We start from the raw sequence: 23,446 nt of genomic DNA, 5'->3' as shown, positions 1-23,446 counted from the left end.
GGGCAGAACAGTGGGAAGGACCGGACGGGGGCGGGCCGCGGCAGGGACGCCGGGGTCGCAGTTCCCCCACCCCCGCAGGTACCGAGAGCCGTGGAGGCGGGCAGTGTCGAGCGCAGCCGAGCAAGAGGCGGAGCCCCTGGCCGGGGTTGAGACCGGATCCGGGGCCGGGACCGGGCCCAGGGCCGAAGCCGGACCCGGGACCAGAGACAGCGTTCAGGGCGGGACCGGGGCCACGGCCGGCCACGGGACGGTGAACGGAAACGGAAACGGGCCCGGAGCCGGCAACGGGAGCGGACATCCGGCCGGCCAGCCGCTGGGGCTGATGGAACCGCAGGTCAGGGGCCACGCCGCGGTGAGCCGGGGAGTGCCCGGGCCGCCCGTGTGGCCCGGCTCCTCGCATCCGCTGGGGGCCCGGTTCCACCAGGGGCCGGGCGGGACGGCCGGGACCAACTTCGCGGTGTGGGCCCAGGGCGCGGAGGCGGTGGAGGTCTGCCTCTTCGCGGAGGACGGCTCCGAGAGCCGGTGCACGCTGACGGAGCTGACCCACGAGATCTGGCACGGCTTCCTGCCGGGCGTCCGTCCCGGGCAGCGGTACGGATTTCGGGTGCACGGCCGCTGGGATCCGTGGACGGGGGCCCGTCACAATCCGGCGAAGCTGCTCCTGGACCCGTACGCCCGGGCCGTGGACGGGGACTTCCTGCTGCCGCCGGAGGTGTACGGGCACGTCCGCGACTGGCCGCAGCAGTACATCGCGGACACCGTGCGCGACGACCGCGACTCGGCCCCGCACGTCCCGAAGGGGGTCGTGGTCCACGATGACGACGACTGGGCGGACGACGTCCGGCCGAAGACCCCGTGGGCGGATTCGGTCATCTACGAACTGCACGTGCGCGGCTTCACGATGCGCCATCCGGGCATCCCCGAGCACCTGCGGGGCACGTACGCGGGCCTCGCGCACCCGGCGGCGATCGAGCACCTGACCGGGCTCGGGGTGACGGCGGTGGAACTGCTGCCGGTCCATCAGTTCGCGCACGAGGACCACCTGCTGCGCCGGGGCCTGCGCAACTACTGGGGCTACAACTCGGTCGGCTACTTCGCCCCGCACGCCGCGTACTCCTCCAGCGGTACGGCAGGCCAGCAGGTCGGCGAGTTCAAGCGGATGGTCAAGGCGCTGCACGCCGCCGGGATCGAGGTCATCCTCGACGTGGTCTACAACCACACGGCGGAGGCCGGCGAGCTGGGCCCGACACTGTCGCTGCGCGGGATCGACAACCGGGCGTACTACCGGCTCCAGTCGGACCAGCGCCGGTACGCGGACTACACGGGCTGCGGGAACACCCTGCACGCCGGGCGGCCGCACGTGCTGCGCCTGATCACCGACTCGCTGCGGTACTGGGTGACGGAGATGGGGGTGGACGGCTTCCGCTTCGACCTGGCGGCGGCGCTGGCCCGCTCGATGCACGACGTGGACATGCTCTCGCCGTTCCTCGCGGTGATCGCCCAGGACCCGGTGCTGCGGCGGGTGAAGCTGATCGCCGAGCCGTGGGACGTGGGCTCGGGCGGGTACCAGGTGGGGGCGTTCCCGCCGCTGTGGACGGAGTGGAACGACCGGTACCGGGACGCCGTACGGGACTTCTGGCGCGGGGCGCTGCCGGACGTACGGGACCTCGGGTACCGGCTGTCGGGGTCGAGCGACCTGTACGCGTGGGGCGGGCGGCGGCCGTACGCCTCGGTCAACTTCATCACCGCGCACGACGGTTTCACCCTGCGCGACCTGGTGTCGTACGAGTCCAAGCACAACGAGGAGAACGGCGAGGCGGGCCGGGACGGCACCAATGACAACCGGTCCTGGAACTGCGGGGTGGAGGGCGAGCCCGAGGAGGGCACGGAGCCGCGGATCGCGGCGCTGCGCCGACGGCAGCTGCGCAACCTCCTGACCACGCTGCTGCTGTCGACCGGGGTGCCGATGCTGGTGGCGGGCGACGAGTTCGGCCGGACGCAGGGCGGCAACAACAACGCGTACTGCCAGGACAACGAGACGAGCTGGGTGGACTGGTCACTGCTGGACGACCCGTCCTGGCAGTCGCTGCTGGCGCTGACCCGGCGGCTGCTGGCGCTGCGCCGGGCCCATCCGGTGCTGCGGCGCCGCGCGTTCTTCTCGGGGCGCTCGCAGGGGGCGGACGGGCTGCGGGACCTGGCCTGGTTCACCCCGGCGGGGGTGGAGATGACCGAGCGGGACTGGTACGCCCCGGCCGGGTCGGTGGGCCTGTACCTGTCGGGGCAGGACATCCCGGGCCGTGACGAGCGCGGGCGGCAGGTCACGGACGACAGCTTCCTGGCGCTGCTGCACGCCGGGGACCGGCCGGTGACGTGGCTGCTGCCGGGGGCTCCGTGGGGCCGGGCGTACGAACTGGTCCTGGACACCTCCCGGGAGGACCAGGCGGCGGCGCCCGCGACCGTGCACCGCGGGGGCGGGAGCGTGACCGTCCCGGCCCGCGCGGTGCTGCTGCTGAAGGTGGTGGGCGGTCCGGCCTAGGAGCGGGGGCTCCCGGAGCCGGGGTTCGCGGAGCCGGGAGCCGTCCGCATCCGGGGTTGTCCGTATCCGGCGGACCCGGAGCGGGAGCCCTCGGACGTCCTGCGATGATGTGCCCTTCGTACGGATCGTACGCACGCACGCACATACGGATGTTCGAGGGGTTGTGTAGATGGCGAGTGTCGGGACCGCGCTGCGGGAGCTGCGCGGGGCGCAGAAGTCGGCGAAGGGCGTGTCGCTCTACTCCCGGTTCGTCAACCGGCCCGTCGGCCGGTACCTGGCCGCCGGGTCGTACGCGCTCGGGCTCACCCCGAACCAGGTGACGCTGATCAGCGCCGCCCTGAGTTTCGCGGGCGCGGCCGTCGTCGCCCTGGTCTCGCCCTCGTGGGGGCTGGGCGCCCTGGTGTGGGCCCTGCTCGCCGTCGGCTTCGCCTTCGACTCGGCCGACGGGCAGCTGGCCCGGCTGCGCGGGGGCGGCAGCGCGGCGGGCGAGTGGCTGGACCACGTCGTGGACTGCGCGAAGCTCACCTCGCTGCACACCTGCGTGCTGATCGCCTTCTACCGTTTCCCCGAGGCCTACGGGATCGGAGGCGGCGCGGACGGCGGTGGCGCCTCGGCCGGCTGGCTGCTGGTGCCCCTGGGCTTCCAGCTCGCCGCGGTCGTGACCTTCTTCGGAGGACTCCTGACGGAGAAGCTCAAGCCGAAGCCGGCGCCGGGGAGCGCGGCCGCCGCGCCGTCGACCCTGCGCGCGGTGGCACTGCTGCCCGTGGACTACGGGGTGTTCTGCCTGGTCTTCCTGTTCCTCGGCGGCAGCGGGCTGTTCCGCTGGGTGTACGCCGGGGCGGGCGTGATGGCCGCGCTGTTCCTGGTGGCGTTCCTCGCGAAGTGGTTCCGGGAGCTCAGCGCCGTACCCAGATGACCGGGACCGGCGCCCGGCGCCCGCCGCCCGCCGTTCAGCCCCGCTGTTCCGTGGCGAGCGGCTCGGACAGCACGTCCAGGGCCCGGCGCAGCTGGGTGCTGGAGGTGTGGACCGTGTACGGGAAGTAGACGACCTCGACCCCGTGCACGGCGAAGTCCCGTTCCAGCTGCTCGCCCTTGGGAGTGCCGCGCCAGTCGTCGCCCTTGAATATGACGTCGAAACGGACTTGCTTCCACGTTTCGACCTTATCCGGCACGGTCTCGACAAAAGCGGCATCCACGTACTGGACGCTGCGGACTATCTCCAGGCGCTCGACAAGCGGGATCACCGGGCGGCGCCCCTTGGCGAGTTCCGCCATTTCGTCGGATACGACCCCGGCCACCAGGTAGTCGCACTGACTCCGGGCATGCCGAAGGATGTTGAGGTGTCCGATGTGAAAGAGGTCATAGGCACCCGGCGCGTAGCCGACGCGGTGAGGTCTACGCCCAGGATCGGTAAATTCGGACATGCCCTGCTCCGTCACGTGATATCCCCCAGAAGCCGCCCACCCCGGTGTGGCGGATTAGCAGACAATAGCGTGCACGTTCCCCCTGATGCCGGTGAACGAATAGGGTGACGTGCGCATCATCCAGGTGAGAGGGGGACGTCGAGTGTCGAAATCCGGTCAGCGACGCCTACTGCTGGTTTCCACTAATTACGCCCCCGAGCACACGGGCATCGGCCCGTACGCGACCCAGATCGCGGAGCACTGGGCCGGTCTCGGTCACGACACCCACGTCCTGGCGGGCATGCCCCACTACCCGGCCTGGTCGGTCGAGCCGGAGTACAAGGGGGCGCTACGGCGCACGGAACAGCGCGCGGGCGTGACCGTGCACCGGCGTGCGCACACCGTGCCTCCGCGTCAGACCGCCCTCCGGCGCGCGCTTTTCGAAGGATCGATTCTGCTGCACGGCTCCGTGGCCCCGCCCCGGATGCCGAAGCCGGACGCGGTCCTCGCCCAGATGCCGAGCCTGGCCGGCGGCCTGGTGGCCGCGCGCCTCGCGGCGCGCTGGAAGGTTCCCTTCGTCCCGGTGGTCCAGGACCTGATGGGCGCCGCCGCCGCGCAGAGCGGGATCAGCGGCGGGGACAAGGCCGCCGCGTTCGCCGGGCGGGCCGAGGCCCACGCCCTGAAGCGGGCCGCCCTCGTCGGCGTCATCCACGAGACCTTCGTCGACCGGGTCGTCGCCATGGGTGTGGACCCCAAGCGCATCCGGCTCGTCCCCAACTGGTCCCATGTGGCGTTGCCCACGAAGCCGCGCGGGCGGACCCGCAGCCACCTCGGGTGGGCTCCCGGCCAGACCGTCGTCCTGCACTCCGGGAACATGGGGCTCAAGCAGGGACTCGAGGTCCTCGTCGGCGCCGCCCGGCTGGACCCGAGCGTCCGTTTCGTCCTGATGGGTGACGGCAGCCAGCGCTCCGCGCTCGCCGACCTGGCGGCGGACGTTCCCAACCTCGACATCATCCCCCCTGCCGCCGACGGAGAGTTCCCCGATATCCTCGCCGCGGCGGACGTGCTCGCGGTCACGCAGCACGCCGCCGTGATGGACATGAGCGTGCCGTCCAAGCTGACCTCGTACTTCCAGGCCGGCCGCCCCGTCGTCGCCTCCGTGGCCGCACTGGGCGGGACCGCCCAGGAAGTGGAGCGCTCGGGCGCCGGGGTGCTCGTACCGCCGGAGAACCCGGAGGCCCTGCTGAAGGCCGTACGGGCCCTGGCCGAGGACCCCGCGGGCGCGGACGCACTGGGTGCGGCCGGGCCGCGCCACGTGGCGGCGCACCTGAGCCGCGAGGCGGGCCTGGCCCGCATCGACGCACTGATGGACGAAGCACTTGGGGGTCCCCGGACGTGATCGAGACCAACCGCCCGGCAGCGGCTCCGGCCGAGGACGAACCGGACCTGCTCCGGGACCAGTTCCGCCAGCTCCTGCGCTACCGCCGGCTCATCGGCCTGGGCGTGGGCATCGGCCTGCTCGGCGGGGTCTACCTCGGCGTCTCCACGGCGGACACCTACGTGGCCACCGCCGACATCGTGCTGCGCGCACCCACCGACGACCCCTTCAACCCGAGCCTCGCCCCCGACAAGGCGATCAACATCGGCTCGGAGCGCCAGGTCGCGCTCTCCAGCTCCATAGCCAACGAGGCCGCGAAGAAGCTCGGGGTCGCCGCCGACGACTTCTCGGCGCTGCGCGCCGGTCTGCAGGTGACCAACCCCCCGCAGACCATGGTGCTGCGCTTCACGTACACCGCCGCCTCTCCCGCGGAGGCCGCCAAGCGCGCCAACGCGATGACCGAGGCCTACCTGCTCAAGCGGCAGGAGGCCCTCGACGTCACCCGCGACAAGATGGTCAAGGGCTACCAGGACCAGCGCGACCCGGTGGCCAAGCAGCTCGAAGAGCTCGCCAAGCAGATCACCGGCATGCCGGCCGGTCCGGCGCGCGACGCCGCGTACTCATCCAAGACCGACCAGCAGAGCAAGATCAACACGCTCAACGGCAACATCGCCAAGCTCAAGGCCCTGGACATGACCCCGGGCCGGGTCACCAGCTCCGCCGTCCCGCCGCACGAGGCCGACGGCCCCGGCCTGCCCATGTCGCTCGCGCTCGGCGCGGCCGTGGGTCTCGCCCTGGGCCTGCTCGGCGCCTGGGTCCGCCTCGTCTTCGACCCGGCTCCGCGCTCCGAGGGCGACGTCGCCCGGGCCCTGCGCGCGCCCGTACTGGGCTCCCTGCCGCGGGGCAAGGCCGACGGCGGGCCGCTGCTCGCGGCCGGCGAGGAAGACCCCCGGCTGGCCGAGGAGTTCCGCTCGGTGGCCTTCCGGCTCGCCTACGACGCCCGCTTCGCGGACCGGCGCCGCCTCCTCGTGGTCGCCCCGCGCGGCAGCAGCGAGATCGCCGCCGCCGTGGCGGTGAACCTGGCCGCCTCCTTCGCGGAGACCGGCAAGGACGTGCTCCTCATCGAGGCCGACCTGCGCACCCCGGTCCTGGCCAGCCAGCTGCCCACCGACTCGGCCGGGCGGCCCCGCTGGAGCAAGTCCCAGGCGGGCGCGGACGCGCAGCACGGGGAAACCGAGTGGCCCGACGGCCGCCAGCTCCTCGTGGACGCCGGGGAGTCGGGCAGCTTCGACCTGATCCCGGGCGAGCGCGTGCGCAACGTGCCCCGCGCGCTGACCTCGCAGCGGGCCACCCGGCTGATCTCCGAGGCCGACTCCCCCAACTCCACCGTCGTGGTGCTCGCCCCGCCCGTGCTCTCGTACGCCGACGCCCTCGCACTCGTCGACCGCGTCGACGGCGTGCTGGTGGTCTGCAACCCCGGCGCGGTGCGCCGCACCGACCTCTCCCGCATCCGCGAGCTGATCAGCGGGGCCGGCGGCACGGTGCTGGGCGCCGTACTGCACGCGCCGCTGCCGGGCGAGAAGAAGCGCGGCCTCGGCAGGACCCCCAAGGGCGGCGGCCCCGCCGCCGAGGGGCCCCGGCCGACGCCGTCTTCCCCGCCCCGGCCGCGGCCGGGCGAGCCGCAGCCGATCCCGTACGAGGTGGCCGCCGCCGACGCCTCGCAGCACATCCCGGGCGACGGCACCGACACGGTCGCCCTGCGTACGGTCCGCACGGGCCGACGGTGAGCCGGCGCGGCCCAGGCCGTCTCTTCCGGATCTTGCCGGGCCCGCGACGCCTGGCACCGCGCCTGGCCGCACTGCCGAGACGACCACGTACGTCCAGTACGCGAGCGCCCCGACAGCACGCCCAGGCACAGCACCAGACGCCGCGGACTCGGCCGACAAGATCCGGAAGAGGCGGCCTGGCGGCGGTCGCCTCCGTACTGGACCAGGCCGCGTCCAGCGCCACGAACATCCTCGTCCTGGTGCTGGCCGCCCGGCTCTCCTCGGCGGCCGGCTTCGCCGACTTCTCGATGGTCTACGTGACCTTCACCGTGCTGCTCGGCCTGAACATGGCCTACGTCGGCCAGACCCTGGTGCTGGAGAAGGATCAGGGCGGACTCGCCGCGGCCTGCCGCTCGGGCCTCGCCTTCACCGGGGCCGCCTCGGCGGCGGTGGGAGCCGTACTGGCCCTCCTGGGCCTGCTGCTGCCCGGGGCCACCGGCCGGGCGTTCCTTGCGCTGGGACTCGTACTGCCCCTGGTGCTGCTGCAGGACGGGCTGCGCTACTGCTTCTCCGCCCTGCGGATGCCCGGGCGGGCGCTGGCCGCCGACGCGCTGCGCCTCGCCTGCGTGGTGACCGCGCTGCTCCTCCAGCCCGAGGGTGCGTCGGCGGGGCGGCTGGTGCTGGTGTGGGGGCTCTCCGCGCTGCCCGCGCTCGCGCTCGGCCTGTGGCTGCTGCGGCCCTCGGTGCGGGGCGCCGCCGCCGACCTCCGGCCGTACCTGCGGCGCGGGTACCTCGGGCAGCGCTTCGTGGTGGAGTTCGCCGTGGGCAACGGCTCCAGCCAGCTCGCCGTCCTGGGCCTCGGCGTCTTCGCGAGCCCGCTGGCCGTCGGCGCGCTGCGCGGCGCCACCACCCTCTTCGGGCCGCTGAACGTGCTGTTCAACTCCGCGAACTCCTTCGGCCCGCCGGTCGTCGGCCGGGCCACCGGCAAGCGCGGCGTGGTCCGGCTGACCGCCCTGATGGGCGGCGCGCTCGCGGTGACCGGCGCCGCGTGGGGGGCCGTGCTGTACGCGCTGCCCGAGCGGGTCGGCCGCGAACTGCTCGGCGACACCTGGCAGGCGGCGGCCGCACTGCTGCCCGCGACGGGCGCGCAGTACGCCGTCATGGGGCTCGGCACCTGTGCGCTGCTGACCCTGCGCGTGCTGAACCCGAAGGCCACCCTCTCGCTCCAGGTGGTCTTCTCGCTGCTGTCGGTCGGCCTGCTGCTCGGCGGGTACGCCGTCTGGGGCGTGGCCGGGGCCGCCTGGGGGCTGGCCCTCGGCTCCGCCGCGAAGGCCGCGGCAGGCTGGCTGCGCGTGGCCCGGCTGCCGAACCCCGCGCCGGACTCCGAACCGGACTCCGAACCGGCCGCCGCCGGCCCCGCGGACCAGGTCCGGGCGGCCTAGGTGTATTGCCCTGTGAGGTTGGGGACGCGGCTGGCGGGTGGTTTCCCTGCGAGCGCGGTGTGTCCGCGGTGGTGATTGTAGGTGTGGAGCCAGTCGGGGAAGGCGTCGCGTCGTTCCTGTTCTGTGCGGTAGGGGCGGGCGTAGGCCCATTCCTCCGCGAGGGTGCGGTTGAGGCGTTCGACTTTGCCGTTGGTCTGGGGCCGGTAGGGCCGGGTTCGCTTGTGGGTGATCCCGGCCGCCGCCAGCAGGTCGCGCCAAGCGTGGGACTTGTAGCAGGAACCGTTGTCGGTCAGGACGCGCTCGACGGTGATCCCGACGCTGGTGAAGTAGGCGTGGGCCCGGGTCCAGAAGGCGGTGGCGGTTTCCTTCTTCTCGTCGGCCAGGATCTCGCTGTAGGCGAGGCGGGAGTGGTCGTCGACGGCGGTGTGGATGTAGCTGTAGCCCAGACGGGGCCGCTTCTTGCGGCCGGCCTGGCGGCCGAGCGTCTTGTGGCCGCCGCCGTCGGGGATGTTTCCGAGCTTCTTGATGTCGACGTGGACCAGTTCGCCGGGCTTGGCGCGTTCGTAGCGGCGTATGACGCGGCCGGTGGCCCGGTCCAGATGGGAGAGCCGGGCCAGGCGGAAGCGGGTCAGCACGCGGTGCACGGTGGAGGGCACCAGGCCCAGCAGGTGGGCGATGCGGGCCGGTCCCCACCGGCGGGCAAGGCGGATCTTGATGATCCGGCGTTCGGTGCGGGTCGGGGTCCGGCGTGGGCTGTGGTGCGGGCGCGAAGAACGGTCACGCATGCCCGCCTCGCCGTGGTCGCGGTAGCGGTCGGCCCACCGCTGGGCCGTGGTGGGTGAGACCTGGAAACGCTCGGCCGCCCGGCGCAGGGACCAGTGGTCCTCGACCACGCAGCGGGCCAGGCGCAGGCGTCCAGTCTCGGTCAGGGGTGCATTACGGTGGGGCATGAGGGCCTTCTGTCGTTCGGTGGAGATGTCGCAATCCACACCGAACCCGGAAGGCCCTCACCCGTTCAAGACGCCTCAGCCGAGACCTGCATCACCCGTCCACAACCTCCCGAGGCAATACACCTAGGCCGTCTCTTTCGGATCTTGTCGGTCAGGTCCGCGTCGTCCGGCGCCGTGCCTCGGCGCGCTGCCGGGGCTCCCGCGTACTGGACGTACTCGGGTGCCCCGGCAGTGCGGCGAGGTGCGGTGCCGGGCGGCGCGGGCCAGGCAAGATCCGAAAGAGACGGCCTAGGCACGGGTGTCTGCGCCGGGTCAGACCGGCAGGTCGCCGAAGCCCGCTTCGATCAGGTCGAACAGGTCCCGCATGGCCTGCCGCTGGTCCTCCTGGCCGCGGATCAGGCTCGCGGTGTCCATCACGAAGCGCGCCAGCGCGGCGGACCGGAGGTCGCCTTCGGGGGCGCCCGCCGCTTCCGCGACGGCGGCGGCGAGCGCGAACTCGTGGCGCCGCCACATCCGGTCCCAGTACTCCGTCAGTTCCGGCGTCTCCCGGACCAGGGTGAGGTGCGCGATGACCGCCGGGTCGTCGATCCGCCGGCTCGCCCGGGTCTCCACGAAGTGCTCGCGCAGGGAGTGCAGGACGGACTGCCCGGGCGCGCGGTCCCGTACCGCCGAGACGAGGGCGGCCTCGACATCCTCGTCCTCGTCGAAGACCAGCGCTTCCTTGCTCGGGAAGTGCTTGAACAGCGTGGTCACCGAAACGTCGGCCTCCTCCGCCACGTCACGGACGCCGACCTTGTCGTACCCGCGCTCGAGGAACAGGCGCAGCGCGGCATCGGCCAGGGCCTTGCGGGTCTGGGCCTTCTTGCGCTCGCGGCGCCCCACTGGCTCGGTCATGACACCACCGTACCGTCGGGGCATATCCGGTGCACAAGTGGAGCTGTTGTGCTTGTGCAGCAGTTGCGCACCCTGCCGTCAGCGCAGCGAGGTGGCCCGGTCCTGCCGGTACGTGGCCACGAGCGCGAGGCACATCCCCGCGATGGCGATCCGGCCCGAGGCCTGGAGCAGGGGCCCGCGCAGCAGGATGAAGGAGTACCCCGCCACCAGCGGGACCACCGTGGAGATCAGGCTGCCGGGCGGCGAGCTGCGCCGGGCGCGCTTCGCGTACCGCCGGTCGACGCGCGCGGCGGCGTACCCCATCCCCAGGAGCCCCGCCCCCATGCCCAGCGGCCCGAAGTCGAGCCACAGCTCGGCCCAGATCGGGGAGGAGAGGTTGGTGTTGACCGTGCCCATCCACTGGCCGACCATCACGCCGGTGTCGCGCGGCTTGCCCGACCACACCGAGCGCGGCACCGCGAAGAAGACGGACCCCGCGAGCTGGCGCCCGTAGGAATGGCCGGGACCGGACTCCGAGAAGGTGATGGTGTTCGCGAACATGCCGATCTGGTCGTAGTCCTTGAGCGCCATCGGCTCCAGGAACGAGGTCGTCTCGACCGGCTTGTAGTTCTTCTCGTCGTAGCGGAAGCGGTCCGCGAACGGGAAGATGAGCAGCGCGATCACCACGGCCATGGACAGCGCCACCCGGTACATCGCGGCGCTCACCGGGAAGACGGTGAAGAGCAGCGCGAACATGACGGTGAGGAACCAGTAGCGCGGGTTGGAGATCGGGTTGTTGACGATCAGGTTGAGGACCGCGAGCGCCGACCAGGTGACGATGATCGACACCTTGCGGCGGGCGAACTTCGAGGTGATCAGCCAGCGCGTGTACAGCAGCAGCGCGAGCAGTGCGGGGACCGTGCCGAAGCCGCGCAGCAGCGCCTGGCCCGCCTGGCCGTCCTGGGAGACGCCCGCTTCCTCGATGCCCGCGATGATCTCCTGGCGGCTGGAGAAGAACACCGCCGGGCCGCCGAGCTTCATGATCAGGGCCGAGCTGCCCAGGAACGCCACGGCGCTGAGCAGGTGGAGGCGCCGCCGGTGCGCCATGACCGGGCGCGGCTCCTTCAGCGAACCGCCCACCCGGCCGGCCGGCCGGTGGCGGGCCAGCAGGACGCCCACGTCGAAGGCGGCGCAGCCGAGCAGGACGAGGGCGATGGCGGCGGTGAGGTCGGAGCGCGGCCCGACGACGGGGGTCGGGACCTGGCCGAGGACGGCCTGGGCGAGGGGGGCCACGCCCATGGCCATGTAGACGAAGAGCCAGAAGGAGCCCTGGAGCAGCTTGCGGCGGCTGGTCAGCACCATCGCCGAGAGCCGGGCACCCGCGTACATGGTGAGCAGCAGCTGGAGCCAGAAGGCGGCGTCGTGCTGGCCCGCGCCGGGCTGGACGGCGACGAACAGGGGCAGGAAGACGGTGAATCCGAGGGCCAGCGGGACGGAGAGCGCCCGCGAGAGCAGCGTCCGCGGAGTGGTGACCTTGCCCCAGCTCTTCTCGTCACCGGGCTGCGGCGGCGCCGGCCTGGCAACGCTCTCGCGTATGTCGGTCGCCACGCTTGCCCCCACCCCCTGTGCCTGATCGGCCGCAGTCTAAGACCTGTTCCGCATTCGCGCGTACTCGATCTTGAGTTTGTGCAGGAAGGCGTCGGCTCGGCGGCGTCCTGGATCATCTCGAGGCTCGAGTGAACCGTGGCAACCGAATCCTTGTGGTGCCGCGTGTCCTTGACGGGGTTCGGCTCGTTTCCCATGCGGGTCCGATGATCGGACTGCAGATCGCAACCGGGGCGAGGAGCGTGGGGTGCGCCGGAAAGTCGCGCCGGACAAGGGAGGGACCGGGCGGGTCGCCGGTGCGTCCGCGGCCGCGTCCGGGGCTCCGCACATCGTCAGTGCCGAGGTCCTGAACGCTCCTCGGGCACGGAAGTTCCGGGGCAGGAACAAGACCCGGAAGTGGACCAAGCCCGACGACGGGATCGTGTTGGTCATGGTGCTGCCGCCGGCCGTCACCGACCCTGCCGACCTAGCCCGGCTGGAGAAGCTGTTCGGGGCCATGTGGTCGGTCAAGCGGGCCCTCCAACGCGACGCCCGCGCCAAGGTCGATGCCTACTGGACCGCTTCCCACGAGCGCGAGGAGCACGGTGCGAAGGCCGCACGGCAGCGCCTCGGCCTGTCCCGTGGAGCATTGGAGCGCTGCGCGTACAGGCACCTCGAAGACTCCGGGCACTTGAAGCACCACGTATCCAAGGCTCTCGTGATGCACATCGCGGATGAGGTGTGGAACGGCGTCTCGCGGCACCTGTTCCCGGACGCCACCGGACGGCGGTTCGGCCGCCCGAAGGTGGGCCGCCGGCACGACTTCACCCGGATTCCGGGCCGTGCCCGTTCCCACACGCGCGCGAACAAGTGGGAGACCTTCCGCCTGGTCGGCACCCTCCGCGGTCATGCCTCGGCCTACGCCGACGGCGGCCGGCACGCACTGACGCAGCCGCGCCGGATGCCGAAGCCCGCCGTGCCGGACGTCCGCGTGCCCACGGGCAAGGTCACCGCCTCGGGCGAACCGGCCACCCGTAAGGCGACGTGGTGGGACCACGCCGGCCCCCTCGCCGTCGTGTTCCCCGGAGGAGCCGAGAGCGCCCGTGGTGACCTCGTACTTCCCGTACGCATCCCGCAGCAGCCCGGCCAGTGGACGCGGGTGCAGCACTTCCTCTCCAGCCCCGGCCCCTGGCACAAGGTGGACCTCGTACGCCGCCGGAAGGCATCCGCGCCGGGCGACTGGGTGTACGAGGCGCACCTGATGGTCCTGGGCCCCGGCTACACCGCACCCAGCGTGCGGACCATGCGCGCCCGCGTCGCCCGGCTCGACCGTGTCGGCGGTGTGGACGGCAACGTCTCCAACCTCTCGGTCGTCTCCTTCCCCGCCGATCTCACCGGAGGCAAGCCCTTCTCCACCGAGATCACGCTCACCGGAACCGAGCGGGTCCTGTTGGAGAAGCAGGCGAAGAAGCGGCGGGACCGCGCGCGGGCGCTGGATCGCTCCCGTCGCGCAACGAACGCCGCGCAGTACGGGCTGTCGAAGAAGCAGGCAAAGCACGCTGCCCGGAGGGAAGCGCAGAGCCTCGAGCCCAAGGCCGTGACCGTCCCCGGTGGTGCCCGGGCCGCCAGGTCCGACGGGGTACCGAAGCAGGCGTTCCGCCGTGACCGGCTCTCTGCCCATTACCGGGAGACGCGCGCCCGCCAGGCCGAACAGGCTGCCGGGATCGCTGAACACCGCCGCCACCGCGCTCGTCTGGTGGCCCGCGAGATCATTGCTGCCCATGGTCCCGTGCTCATGGTCGAAGACTGCGACATCCGCACCTGGTACCGGCTGTGGGGCAAACGCCTCTCCCAGACCACACCCGGCATACTCATCTCCGCCCTCAAGGCCGAGTGCGAGGCCGCAGGCGGTCGGCTGATGCGGGTCGCCACATGGTCAACGGCCCTGTCGCAGCACTGCCTCTGCGGCGAGCGTGTCTCCAAGACCCTGCGGGACCGCGAGCACACGTGCACGGTGTGCAGCCTCACCGGCAAACGGGACCTGGTCTCCGCCGCGCTGGCCGCATTCGTCCGCTTCACCGACGTAGCCGACCCCAAGACCGCTTACCTGGACACCACCGTGTCCCGGCACGCTCGGATCACCTATGCGCAAGCGCTGGAAGAAGCGCTGCGGGAGTCAACCACACCGAGCCCGAAACCGCTCCGGCGGCCGGGTCGCGTGGCAGCCCCACGGCAGCGATGCCGCGAGACCTCTGCTCCCCGAACCGCCGGACAGCGGGACCAAGCGACCCCGGATGAGCCACGCTTGCGCGGCCACGCCGGAAAGCCCGGTCCCCGCCCCGGCCGCAGTCCGCAGCTCACCCTTTGGTGAACTGCGGATCAAGTCTTAGTCTGAGCGGTCGGTGTCCGGGGAGGCGCCTTCGAAGGCGCCGTCGGGGGCCTCGGTACGAGGGGGTGCCCGTGCGTGATCTTCCTGCCTTCACGCTGGCCGGATACGACAAGGGGCGCGGGCGGCTGACGCAGGCGCTCTGGTTCGCCGTGATGAACACGCTCTTCATGAGCTGGCTGTGCCCGGCCCGGCTGCGGGTCGCGCTGCTGCGCGCCTTCGGGGCGCGGATCGGCGAAGGGGTGCTGATCCGCCACAAGGTGCGGGTGCTGTGGCCCTGGAAGCTGACCGTGGGCGATCACGCGTGGATCGGCGAGGGCGCCTGGGTGCTGAACCTGGAGCCGGTGACGATCGGCGCGCACGCCTGCGTCTCGCAGGAGGCGCTGCTGTGCACCGGCTCGCACGACCACCGGGCCGCCGACTTCCGCTACCGCAATGCCCCGATCACCGTCGAGGACGGCGCGTGGGTGGCCGTACGGGCCACCGTGCTGGCCGGTGTGACCATCGGGCGCTGTGCGGTGGCGGGCGCCGGGTCCGTGGTCCACAAGGACCTCCCCGCGCTGACCCTGCAGACCCAGGACGGGCGCCGCCGCCCGGTGGAGGAGCCCCAGTGAGTACCCCTTTGAGAGTCCTGCACGCCGTCACCCTGCACTCCCCCACGCACGCCTTCGGCGGGCCGGTGCGGGTCGCGCTGAACCTGGCCAAGGGGCTGCGGGCCCGCGGGCACGAGGCGCAGCTGCTGGCGCTGGGCGAGGGGTTCCCGGATCCCTGGCCGACCTCGGTGGAAGGGGTCCCGGCGAAGCTCTTCCCCGCCCGGCGCCTGCTCCCCCTCGGCTTCAGCGGGATGACCTCGCCGGCCCTGCTCGCCTCCGCGGGCCGCCTGGTGCGGGGCGCGGACCTGGTCCACGTCCACCTGGCGCGGGACCTGGTCACCCTGCCCGTCGCCCTGGCGGCGCTGCGGGCCGGCAAGCCGCTGGTCCTGCAGACCCACGGCATGGTCGACCCGAGCGGGAAACTGCTGGCCAAGGTGCTGGACGCGCTGGCGGTACGCCGCCTCCTGCGCGGCGCCGACGCGCTGCTGTACCTGACCCCGCACGAGCGCGAGGGCCTCGACGCCGTGGTCGGGGCGCCGCTCCCGAACACCGTCCACCTCGTCAACGGCACCCCGGCCCAGGAGGAGCGCCCCGCCCTGTCCGGGCCGCCGCGGATCCTCTACTCGGCCCGCCTGCAGGCCCGCAAGCGCCCGGTGGACTTCGTCGACGCCGCTCCGGCCGTCCTGGCGGCGCACCCGGACGCGGAGTTCGTGGTGGCCGGCCCGGACGAGGGCGAGCTCGCGGCGGTCCGCGCCCGGATCACCGCGCTGGGCCTCTCCGCCCGCTTCACGGTCCCGGGCGCCCTGTCCGGGGCGGAGGTCCTGGCGGAGCTGCGCCGCGCCCACGTCTACGTACTGCCCTCGGTGGACGAGCCGTTCCCGATGTCGGTCCTGGAAGCCCTGTCGGTGGGCGTCCCGTCGGTGGTCACCCACTCCAACGGCCTGGCCCGCGACATCGCCCGAGCGGGCGCGGGCCGCGCGGTCGAACCGGGCCCGGCGGGGGTCGCGGAAGCGGTCCTGTCCCTCCTGGACCCGGCCGAGAACGCCACGTCCTCGAAGGCCGCCCGCGAACTGGCGGCGTCCGCCTTCTCGATGGACGCGGTCCTCGACACGCTGCTGCCGGTGTACGAGGGCATCTCCCGCTGAGGGGGACGGCCCGCCGTCACGCCTCGCGGCGCTGGGCACCGGCTGCGAGGTTCTGCGCCTCCGCCATGACCTCGGCGTCGATCTCCTCCATGGTCCTGTCGCCGAACTGGAGGGTGTCGTACTCGTCGTCGAGCTCGGCGAGCCGCCGGGTCAGGGGCGGCTCGTGGCCGTAGCGGTGGTGGATCCGGAGCGTGAACTCCGACGGTGTGAACTCGCCGGCGAGCACGCGGCGCGCGAACGCCGGAACCACCGCTTCACGGCCGGCCGCGCTGTCGTACGGGTAGAAGACGAGGCCGAGTTCGTGGAGGGCCGCGGGGAGCAGGTCGTGGACGTCGTAGGACGCCTCGGCGCGCGTGCAGGCGGCGAGGACCCGGAGCCCGGGGGTGTCGAGTCCGGCGATCAGTGCATCGCAGGCGACATCGACGACATCACTCCCACTGGCTTCCCCGACGCTCCAGAGGGCAGCGTGGTCCTGTAGGGAGAGCTCTGCTGCTTCGGCCGGCGTCATTGGTCCATGGTGCCTTCGGGGGGCCGTCCACAGCGACCCGGTTTCGCCGAAGGTGCTGTTCAGCGGGCTGTGCCGGGCTGTGGCCGGGTCACAGTCCGCGGTGGGTTTCGTCGACCACCGGGAGGGCGCCGACGCGGCGGCGCCTGAGGACGCTCGCGTAGACCGCGAGGCCGATGATGCCCGCGACCATCATGATGACCCCGACCAGGTCGAGGTTCACGCTCTGCAGCTGCCAGTCGCTCGCGAAGGTGAGGATGGCCCCCACCACGATCAGGCCTATGCAACCGCTGATGCCCCTCATCGGATCCGCCTCCAGCATCGAGGCGGGGTGCAGCCCCCGCCGTGTGGAGGCTCGGATGCCCCCGATGCGGGAACCAAAACGCCCCCTCGCCGCCCGGGTGTCCGGGGGCGAGGGGGCGTTGGCGGTCGTAAGGGCTACGCCGGGATCCAGGCGTAGCAGCCGTTCGAGACGAACTGGGCCGTGCCCGCCGGGATCTTGGCGGTGATCTTGTCGCCCGGCTTCAGGGGCGTCGCCGGGCCCGAGGCCAGGGGGGCGCCGTCCTTTGACTTGGCTTCCCAGGAGCACGTCGTGCTCTGGGTCAGCGCGCGGTAGGTGCCCGCCGCCGGGGACTGCTTCGTACCGTCCGGGAAGCCCTTCGCCGCCGCGGCCAGGAGCGGCTTCTGCTCGGGGCAGAGGAAGGTGATCGCGTCCTTCGCGCCCGGGATCTCCCCGGCCACGAGGGCGCCGACCGCCGCGTCCTTGTCGCGCTTCGCCGTGCGCTCCACCCGCTGGCAGGCCTCCTGGCCGCCCTGCAGGACGGCCGCCGGATCCATCTTCTCCGGGACCCTGCCGCTCAGGTACTGCTTCTCCGGCGCGGTGAAGCTGCCCGTCTTCGGGACCAGCTTCGTGTCCGGCAGGACGGGACCCGTCGGCTTCGCGTCCGGCGAGGGCGCCGCCGGGGTGCCCGTGGCGTCGGCCGGGTCGGCGGCCGACGAGGCGGCCGGCGGCTTGGGCGAGGCGGCCGAGGCTTCGGCCTTGCCGTCGCCGCCCGAACTGCAGGCCGTCAGCGTCAGGGCGGCGGCCAGCAGGACAGCAGCCGCTGCGGAGCGTCGGTACATCAGGTGGCTCCCGTACGTATGAGATGGGTGTGCGGGGCCCGGCCGCCTGGGCGGCCGGGCCCCGCACTCCGTCAAGCGGTTACTTCGCGCCGAAGGTGAGGGTCAGCTGCGGCTTGGCGTCCACGGCCGTGGACTCCGAGGACCAGAGCCACAGCGGGTTGGTACCCGTGCTCGTCAGGGCCAGGCTGTAGCTGGATCCCAGCACCGCGGAGAGCGCGGTGGTGTCCAGCGAGGTGCTCTGCACCGCCGAACCGTCCGGGACGCCCGCGAAGGAGCCGAGCGGGGTGCTGCCCAGGGTGGGCTTGCTGTTGAAGGTCGTGCCCGCCCCGCTCCAGGTACCGGTGACCGGGACCACGGAGACGGTGTCGGTGGTGCCGGCACTCGTCGCGGTGGTGGTCTTGATCTGGAGGGACGCGGACTTCAGCACCGTGCCGGCCGGGGCGGCCGGGATGTCGAAGCGCAGGTACGTCTCGTAGGCCGAGGTGCCGCGGACGGCCAGCGAGGTGGACGCTCCGTAGGCGGTGCTGGGCGCGCCCTGGTTGATGTAGGTGTCCTCGGTCGCGGTGACCTTGGAGACCGTGTCGGTGGCGGCCTTGGCCAGGTTGAAGTGGTTCTTGACCTGGGCCTCGGTCAGCACCTTCGGGTAGACGGCCGTCTCGTCGAGCAGGCCGGCGAAGTAGTTGCTGGTCGGACGCGAGGGCCAGCCGGCGAGGTTGTCGCCGCCGACGTGCCAGTAGCCCTCGATCTGCTGGTGGCCGGTGACGCCGCTGGTGCTCTTGAGCTGGCCGTCCACGTACAGCGCCATGCCGGCGGCACCCTGGGTGGCGACGACGTGGTGCCACTTGTTGTCGTTGTACGTCTCGAACAGGCCGGTGGAGATCGTCTTCGCCCCGCCCGAGTTGACCCCGAAGAAGATCCGACCGGTGTTGGTCATGTAGATGTTCTTGTCGTAGTTGTTGCTGTTGCGGCTCTGGTTGTTGCCGAAGCCGATCAGCTTGCCACCACGGGTGGTGTTCGTCTTGACCCAGGTCTCCAGCGTGTAGCTGCTGCCGACCGTCTGGCGGTGGTCGCTGTACACCTGCTGGGTGCTGCCGTTGAAGCCCATGGCCGTGCTGGCACCGGTGATCGCACCCGGGGTCTGGCGCAGCGCCGGGGCGTTGTACTGGATGCCGCTGATGTTGCCGGAGACCGAGGAGTCGGCCACGTACGGGCTGACGACGTCGTCGTAGCGCCAGTACAGGTGGGCGCCGTCCTCGCGGGCCTGGTTGGGGTACGCGCTGACCGCGGTCGGGACCGCGACCGAGACGGTGGCCGACAGCGGGCTGGTGTTGCCCGCGGCGTCGGTGGCGGTGACCCGGTAGCTGTAGGACGCGCCGGCCTTGACCGTGGCGTCCGTCCAGGAGGCCTGTCGGCGCAGCCACTCCAGGGAGCTCGCGCTGACGGTGGCGATCGGGGTCGCGGAGCCGTTGCGGTAGATGCGGTAGGTCAGCTTGCTGTCGTCCGCGTCGTAGCTGGTGCGCCAGCGGACCTGGACCTCACCGGGCTTGACGCTGGAGACGCTGGCGACCGGGGTGGTCGGGGCGCCGACGTCGCCGGTGGAGGCGAAGCGGGTCAGGGCCTGCTGGGCCTTGCCGTTGATGAGGGTGAACTCACCGCCGACCCACATGTACTTGGTGGTGTTCTTCTCCGCGATGGCCATCACGCGCGGGCCGATGCCCTCGCCGAGGCCGTCGTTGGCGGTGGGGTGCCAGCCGAGCTTGCCCGGGCTGCGCACGAAGCCGTTCACGGCCGACGGGGCGTCGAGCCCGCCGTTGCCCCAGTCGGTCAGCTGCGCCAGCAGGAAGTGGCGCTTGCCGTCGGGGAACTCGCCCTCGGAGCTGCAGTTGTGCGCGTGCGAGGAGCTGTAGAGGACTCCGTCGTACGGCAGCACCCACTGGGTCGCGCCCAGGCACTGGTCGCGCCACTTCTCGCTGAAGTCGGTGGCGAGGGCGACGCGGCCGTCGAAGCCGCCCGTGCCCTCGGCGCCGGTGTAGTAGCCCGTGCCGTCGGCCGCAATGGACTTGATGACCGACATCGTGGGGATGGTGCCGTACGTCTTGGTGACGGCGCCGGTGGTGGCGTTCACGACGGCGAGCGCGTGGCTCTGGGCGCCGTTGACGGTGAAGAAGTCACCGCCCAGCAGGATGTTCTTGCCGTCGTTGCTGAGCTGGAGCGCGCGGCCGGGCTCGTCGACGTTGGCGACGAAGGGCTTCAGCGCACCGGAGGTGGCGTCGACCGCGGCGAACCGCTCGCGGGTCGAGCCCTCGACGGTGCTGAAGTCCCCTCCCGCGTACAGGGTGGTGTCGGTCGCGGTGAGCGCGCGCACGGTGGCCGGGAACTGCGGGACGAACGAGGCCTTGGGGGCGCAGGTCGCGATGTCGATGGCGGCGACGCTGGAGACCGGGGTTCCGTTGACGGCTCCGAAGTAGCCGCCCGCGTACAGGGTCTTCTTGTCCGGCGAGACGGTGAGCGCGCGCACGGTCGCGGTGCCCTCGCCGATGGTGAAGGAGAGCTTGCAGGAGGTGGGGGCGCCGGTCGCCGCGTCGAGTGCGACGAAGTTCACGGCTTCCTGCTCGCTGCCGGCCGCGCCGGCGGGCGGGCGGACGGCCGAGAAGGTACCGCCCGCGAAGACGGTGCCGTTGGCCTCGGCCATCGCCCAGACGATCCCGTTGGGCTGCCACGTGGGCAGCTCGTCGGCGGTGAAGGCCACCGGCTGCGTGATGGCCGACGCCTCGGGTATGAGCACCAGGCCCATCGCAGTGCCGGCGCCGGCCAGTGACAGTGCGAGGGCAGCAGTCAGCCCTCTGGATCTACGCATGAGCCCCCCAGGGCAATTGCCCGTCTTGAATGGCTGGTTCGAGAACTATCAGAACAGCCATATGTACTGGCGCAGACTAGGGCTCACGCGAGGGCCTGGTCACCACGCTCGACCCATTGCTACCAATTTGGAATCAACAGGTCCGGCGCGGATGGAGCACTACGGACATACGGCAGATTTACCCCGGCCGCACCCGCCGACAGGGGCGCGAACGGCCGGGACAGGGCAAATCGTAGGCGAAATATATGGCCTCAGCGGTCGATGCGGACGCTGGCGCCCGCCAGTTGGTCCTCGACCTGCCGGATATCGGCATCGACCATGATCTTGGCCAGTTCGGCCACCAGGACCGTCGGCTTCCAGCCGAGCAGGTCATTGGCCTTGGAGGCGTCGCCGATCAGGGCGTCGACCTCGCTGGGGCGCTCGTACTTGGGGTCGTAGCGAACGTGCTCGTTCCAGTCGAGACCGGCGTGCGTGAAGGAGGCCTCGACGAACTCGCGCACGGTGGCGGCGACGCCGGTGGCCACGACGTAGTCGGTGGCCTCGTCCTGCTGGAGCATCCGCCACATGGCGTCCACGTACTCCGGGGCGTAGCCCCAGTCGCGGACGGCGTCGAGGTTGCCGAGGTAGAGCTTCTCCTGGAGGCCCGCCTTGATCCGGGCGACCGCGCGGGTGATCTTGCGGGTCACGAAGGTCTCGCCGCGGCGCGGGGACTCGTGGTTGAAGAGGATCCCGTTGACGGCGAACATCCCGTACGCCTCGCGGTAGTTCACCGTGGTCCAGTACGCGAACACCTTCGCGGCGCCGTACGGGCTGCGCGGGTGGAACGGGGTGGCCTCGTTCTGCGGGGGCGGGGTGGCGCCGAACATCTCCGAGGAGGAGGCCTGGTAGATGCGGGTGTCCACGCCGCTGGCCCGGATCGCCTCCAGCAGGCGCAGGGCGCCGAGGCCGGTCACGTCGCCGGTGTAGAGCGGGGCGTCGAAGGAGACGCGGACGTGCGACTGGGCGCCGAGGTTGTAGACCTCGTCGGGACGTATGTCACGGAGCAGGTTCACCAGGGCGACGCCGTCGGAGAGGTCGGCGTGATGCAGCACGAGGGAACGGTTCGCCGTCTGCGGGTCCTGGTAGATGTGGTCGATCCGCTCCGTGTTGAAGCTGGAGGACCGCCGCACGAGCCCGTGCACCGTGTAGCCCTTGGAGAGCAGGAGCTCTGCGAGGTACGAGCCGTCCTGCCCGGTGACGCCGGTGATCAGCGCGGTCTTGCCCATTGGGTCCCCCTGGGGATCGTTGCGTTGCGGTCTGGCTGCGCCCCGGGACTGCGGTTCCGGAGCTGCGGTCCGGGGCGGGGCCCCGGGTATGGCTCGGGGCGCGGCCCCCGGATGCGGCCCGGGGTCACGCCTCGTCGTACAGGTCGGTACGGGGCCCCGGTCGCGGCTCGGGACCGGGCCCCGGGGTGCGGGTCGGGGGCCAGGCCCCGGAGTCCGGCACGGGGCCAGGCTCCGGAGTACGGCTCGGGGCCGCGCCCCCGGTTTTCGGGCCGGCCGCCGGATGCGGAGTGGGGCCGGGCCCGGGATGCTGAGCGGGTCCGCCGCCAGGGGGCTGGAGACGGGTACCGGATGGGTACCGTACACGCTCCCCCCGGAGCGCCTGCCGCCGGATCGGGCCCCCTCGCCCCCTTGCGGGTCGGTATGTGCCGAACTGGCCCGGGCCACCCGAAATCCACCCTGCACCCGCCCCCGGAATCCGACACCGGGACGGCGCCGGAAGCGCGGCCCGGAGCGGGGTCCGGGGCCGGCGTGGGGGCTGCCCGCGGGGCGTGCCCCGGGGCGGGGTGGCCCGGGGGGCCGGGCGGCCGGCCGGGGCCGGGGCTCCCCCGTAAAACCGCGGACAGCGGACTGGCATCATCGGCGGTATGACAAGTTCGCCGTTCCTTGCCCCGAACGCCCGTGTCTTCGTCGCCGGCCACCGCGGTCTCGTGGGGTCCGCGGTCGTCCGCCGGCTCACCGCCGAGGGGTACGAGGTGCTCACCCGCGGCCGCGCCGACCTCGATCTGCGCGACGGCGCCGCGACCGCGGCGTACCTGCGGGACGTCCGGCCCGACGCCGTCGTCCTGGCCGCCGCCAAGGTCGGCGGGATCATGGCCAACAGCACGTTCCCGGTGCAGTTCCTGGAGGACAACCTCAAGATCCAGCTGAGCGTCGTCGCCGGGGCGCACGCCGCGGAGGTGGGCCGGCTGCTGTTCCTCGGCTCCTCCTGCATCTACCCCAAGCTGGCCCCGCAGCCCATCAGCGAGGACGCCCTGCTGACCGGCCCGCTGGAACCGACGAACGAGGCGTACGCCCTGGCGAAGATCGCCGGCATCGTCCAGGTCCAGTCGTACCGCAAGCAGTACGGGGCCTCGTACATCTCCGCCATGCCCACGAACCTCTACGGCCCGGGCGACAACTTCGACCTGGAGACCTCGCACGTCCTGCCCGCCCTCATCCGCCGCTTCCACGAGGCCGCGGCCGAGGGGCGCGAGGAGCTCACGCTGTGGGGATCGGGGACGCCCCGCCGGGAGTTCCTGCACGTCGACGACCTGGCCGCCGCCTGCGCCGTGCTGCTGCGCGAGTACGACGGCGCCGAGCCGGTGAACATCGGCTGCGGCGAGGACCTGACCATCAAGGCCCTCGCGGAGACGGTCGCCGAGGTCACCGGCTTCCGCGGCAGGCTCGCCTGGGACACCTCCAAGCCCGACGGCACGCCCCGCAAGCTGCTGGACGTGACCCGGCTGCGCGCCCTCGGCTGGAAGCCCGCGGTCCCGCTGCGCGAGGGCATCGCCGCGACGTACGCCTGGTGGCGCGAGCAGAACGCCGAGCAGCGCGGCGAGCAGGTCCGCGGGCAGAGCTGATCCCAAAGCGAGGTTCCCC

At 72.1% G+C, this 23,446-nt stretch carries 18 protein-coding genes; 9 read left to right on the top strand and 9 right to left on the bottom strand.

Going from position 1 to position 23,446, the window contains the following annotated elements; genetic code table 11:
* The first annotated feature begins 322 nt into the window (after positions 1 to 322).
* Complete coding sequence (gene glgX, locus ACODT5_RS45985; RefSeq protein WP_422524813.1) at positions 323 to 2,536, top strand: glycogen debranching protein GlgX; 2,214 nt, start codon at positions 323 to 325, stop codon at positions 2,534 to 2,536.
* 169 nt (positions 2,537 to 2,705) lie between these two features.
* Positions 2,706 to 3,452 carry a CDP-alcohol phosphatidyltransferase family protein gene (locus ACODT5_RS45980; RefSeq protein ID WP_422524812.1) on the top strand — a complete coding sequence of 249 codons (747 nt, stop codon included), beginning with the start codon at positions 2,706 to 2,708 and terminating at the stop codon, positions 3,450 to 3,452.
* A gap of 34 nt (positions 3,453 to 3,486) precedes the next feature.
* Here ACODT5_RS45980 and ACODT5_RS45975 read toward each other — a convergent pair whose 3' ends face one another.
* Positions 3,487 to 3,960: an FAD synthase family protein gene (locus ACODT5_RS45975; protein ID WP_422525258.1), complete on the bottom strand. Its 474-nt coding sequence runs from the start codon at positions 3,958 to 3,960 to the stop codon at positions 3,487 to 3,489.
* 172 nt (positions 3,961 to 4,132) lie between these two features.
* On the opposite strand from ACODT5_RS45975, the gene ACODT5_RS45970 reads away from it, so the two are divergent.
* From ACODT5_RS45970 to ACODT5_RS45960, 3 genes are all read left to right on the top strand, one after another.
* Complete coding sequence (locus ACODT5_RS45970; protein ID WP_422525257.1) at positions 4,133 to 5,338, top strand: glycosyltransferase family 4 protein; 1,206 nt, start codon at positions 4,133 to 4,135, stop codon at positions 5,336 to 5,338.
* Positions 5,335 to 7,104 (top strand): tyrosine-protein kinase domain-containing protein, encoded by a 1,770-nt coding sequence (locus tag ACODT5_RS45965; RefSeq protein ID WP_422524811.1) that lies wholly within the window; start codon positions 5,335 to 5,337, stop codon positions 7,102 to 7,104. Before ACODT5_RS45970 ends, ACODT5_RS45965 begins: the two co-directional genes overlap by 4 nt.
* A 239-nt stretch (positions 7,105 to 7,343) precedes the next feature.
* Entirely contained in the window at positions 7,344 to 8,525 is a 1,182-nt protein-coding gene (locus ACODT5_RS45960) for an MATE family efflux transporter (RefSeq protein WP_422524810.1), read from the top strand.
* Here ACODT5_RS45960 and ACODT5_RS45955 read toward each other — a convergent pair.
* The 3 genes from ACODT5_RS45955 to ACODT5_RS45945 form a co-directional block, all read right to left on the bottom strand.
* The gene (locus ACODT5_RS45955; RefSeq protein WP_422524809.1) at positions 8,522 to 9,475 is read right to left on the bottom strand and encodes an IS481 family transposase; all 954 of its coding nucleotides are present in this window, start codon (positions 9,473 to 9,475) and stop codon (positions 8,522 to 8,524) included. The two genes, ACODT5_RS45960 and ACODT5_RS45955, sit on opposite strands and share 4 nt — an antisense overlap.
* Positions 9,476 to 9,787: 312 nt before the next feature.
* The gene (locus tag ACODT5_RS45950; protein WP_422524808.1) at positions 9,788 to 10,369 is read right to left on the bottom strand and encodes a TetR/AcrR family transcriptional regulator; all 582 of its coding nucleotides are present in this window, start codon (positions 10,367 to 10,369) and stop codon (positions 9,788 to 9,790) included.
* A 78-nt stretch (positions 10,370 to 10,447) separates the two neighbouring features.
* Positions 10,448 to 11,956, bottom strand: coding sequence for a hypothetical protein (locus tag ACODT5_RS45945; protein WP_422524807.1), 1,509 nt, complete (start codon positions 11,954 to 11,956; stop codon positions 10,448 to 10,450).
* A gap of 244 nt (positions 11,957 to 12,200) precedes the next feature.
* On the opposite strand from ACODT5_RS45945, the gene ACODT5_RS45940 reads away from it, so the two are divergent.
* From ACODT5_RS45940 to ACODT5_RS45930, 3 genes are all read left to right on the top strand, one after another.
* Positions 12,201 to 14,303, top strand: coding sequence for a transposase (locus ACODT5_RS45940; protein WP_422524806.1), 2,103 nt, complete (start codon positions 12,201 to 12,203; stop codon positions 14,301 to 14,303).
* 89 nt (positions 14,304 to 14,392) lie between these two features.
* Positions 14,393 to 14,932: a WcaF family extracellular polysaccharide biosynthesis acetyltransferase gene (locus ACODT5_RS45935; protein ID WP_422524805.1), complete on the top strand. Its 540-nt coding sequence runs from the start codon at positions 14,393 to 14,395 to the stop codon at positions 14,930 to 14,932.
* A gap of 8 nt (positions 14,933 to 14,940) precedes the next feature.
* Complete coding sequence (locus ACODT5_RS45930; protein WP_422525256.1) at positions 14,941 to 16,056, top strand: glycosyltransferase; 1,116 nt, start codon at positions 14,941 to 14,943, stop codon at positions 16,054 to 16,056.
* 16 nt (positions 16,057 to 16,072) lie between these two features.
* Here the strand turns inward: ACODT5_RS45930 and ACODT5_RS45925 are convergent, their stop codons facing one another.
* The 5 genes from ACODT5_RS45925 to gmd form a co-directional block, all read right to left on the bottom strand.
* Positions 16,073 to 16,564 (bottom strand): hypothetical protein, encoded by a 492-nt coding sequence (locus ACODT5_RS45925; protein ID WP_422524804.1) that lies wholly within the window; start codon positions 16,562 to 16,564, stop codon positions 16,073 to 16,075.
* 88 nt (positions 16,565 to 16,652) lie between these two features.
* Positions 16,653 to 16,865, bottom strand: a complete 213-nt coding sequence (locus tag ACODT5_RS45920; protein WP_385369083.1) for a hypothetical protein — start codon at positions 16,863 to 16,865, stop codon at positions 16,653 to 16,655.
* A 134-nt stretch (positions 16,866 to 16,999) separates the two neighbouring features.
* Positions 17,000 to 17,683, bottom strand: a complete 684-nt coding sequence (locus ACODT5_RS45915) for a hypothetical protein (protein ID WP_422524803.1) — start codon at positions 17,681 to 17,683, stop codon at positions 17,000 to 17,002.
* Positions 17,684 to 17,762: 79 nt separating this feature from the next.
* Positions 17,763 to 20,540, bottom strand: a complete 2,778-nt coding sequence (locus tag ACODT5_RS45910) for a LamG-like jellyroll fold domain-containing protein (RefSeq protein ID WP_422524802.1) — start codon at positions 20,538 to 20,540, stop codon at positions 17,763 to 17,765.
* A 251-nt stretch (positions 20,541 to 20,791) separates the two neighbouring features.
* Positions 20,792 to 21,805 carry a GDP-mannose 4,6-dehydratase gene (gene gmd, locus ACODT5_RS45905; RefSeq protein WP_422524801.1) on the bottom strand — a complete coding sequence of 338 codons (1,014 nt, stop codon included), beginning with the start codon at positions 21,803 to 21,805 and terminating at the stop codon, positions 20,792 to 20,794.
* A gap of 644 nt (positions 21,806 to 22,449) precedes the next feature.
* Between gmd and ACODT5_RS45900 the strand changes: the two genes are divergently transcribed.
* Positions 22,450 to 23,427, top strand: a complete 978-nt coding sequence (locus tag ACODT5_RS45900; protein WP_422524800.1) for a GDP-L-fucose synthase family protein — start codon at positions 22,450 to 22,452, stop codon at positions 23,425 to 23,427.
* Positions 23,428 to 23,446 lie beyond the last annotated feature (19 nt).

The organism is Streptomyces tatrensis, from assembly GCF_049310065.1.
In the GTDB taxonomy this organism is placed as follows: Bacteria; Actinomycetota; Actinomycetes; order Streptomycetales; family Streptomycetaceae; genus Streptomyces.
Note: the sequence above shows the minus strand (reverse complement) of the source record. Positions and strands in the feature narration are given on the sequence as shown.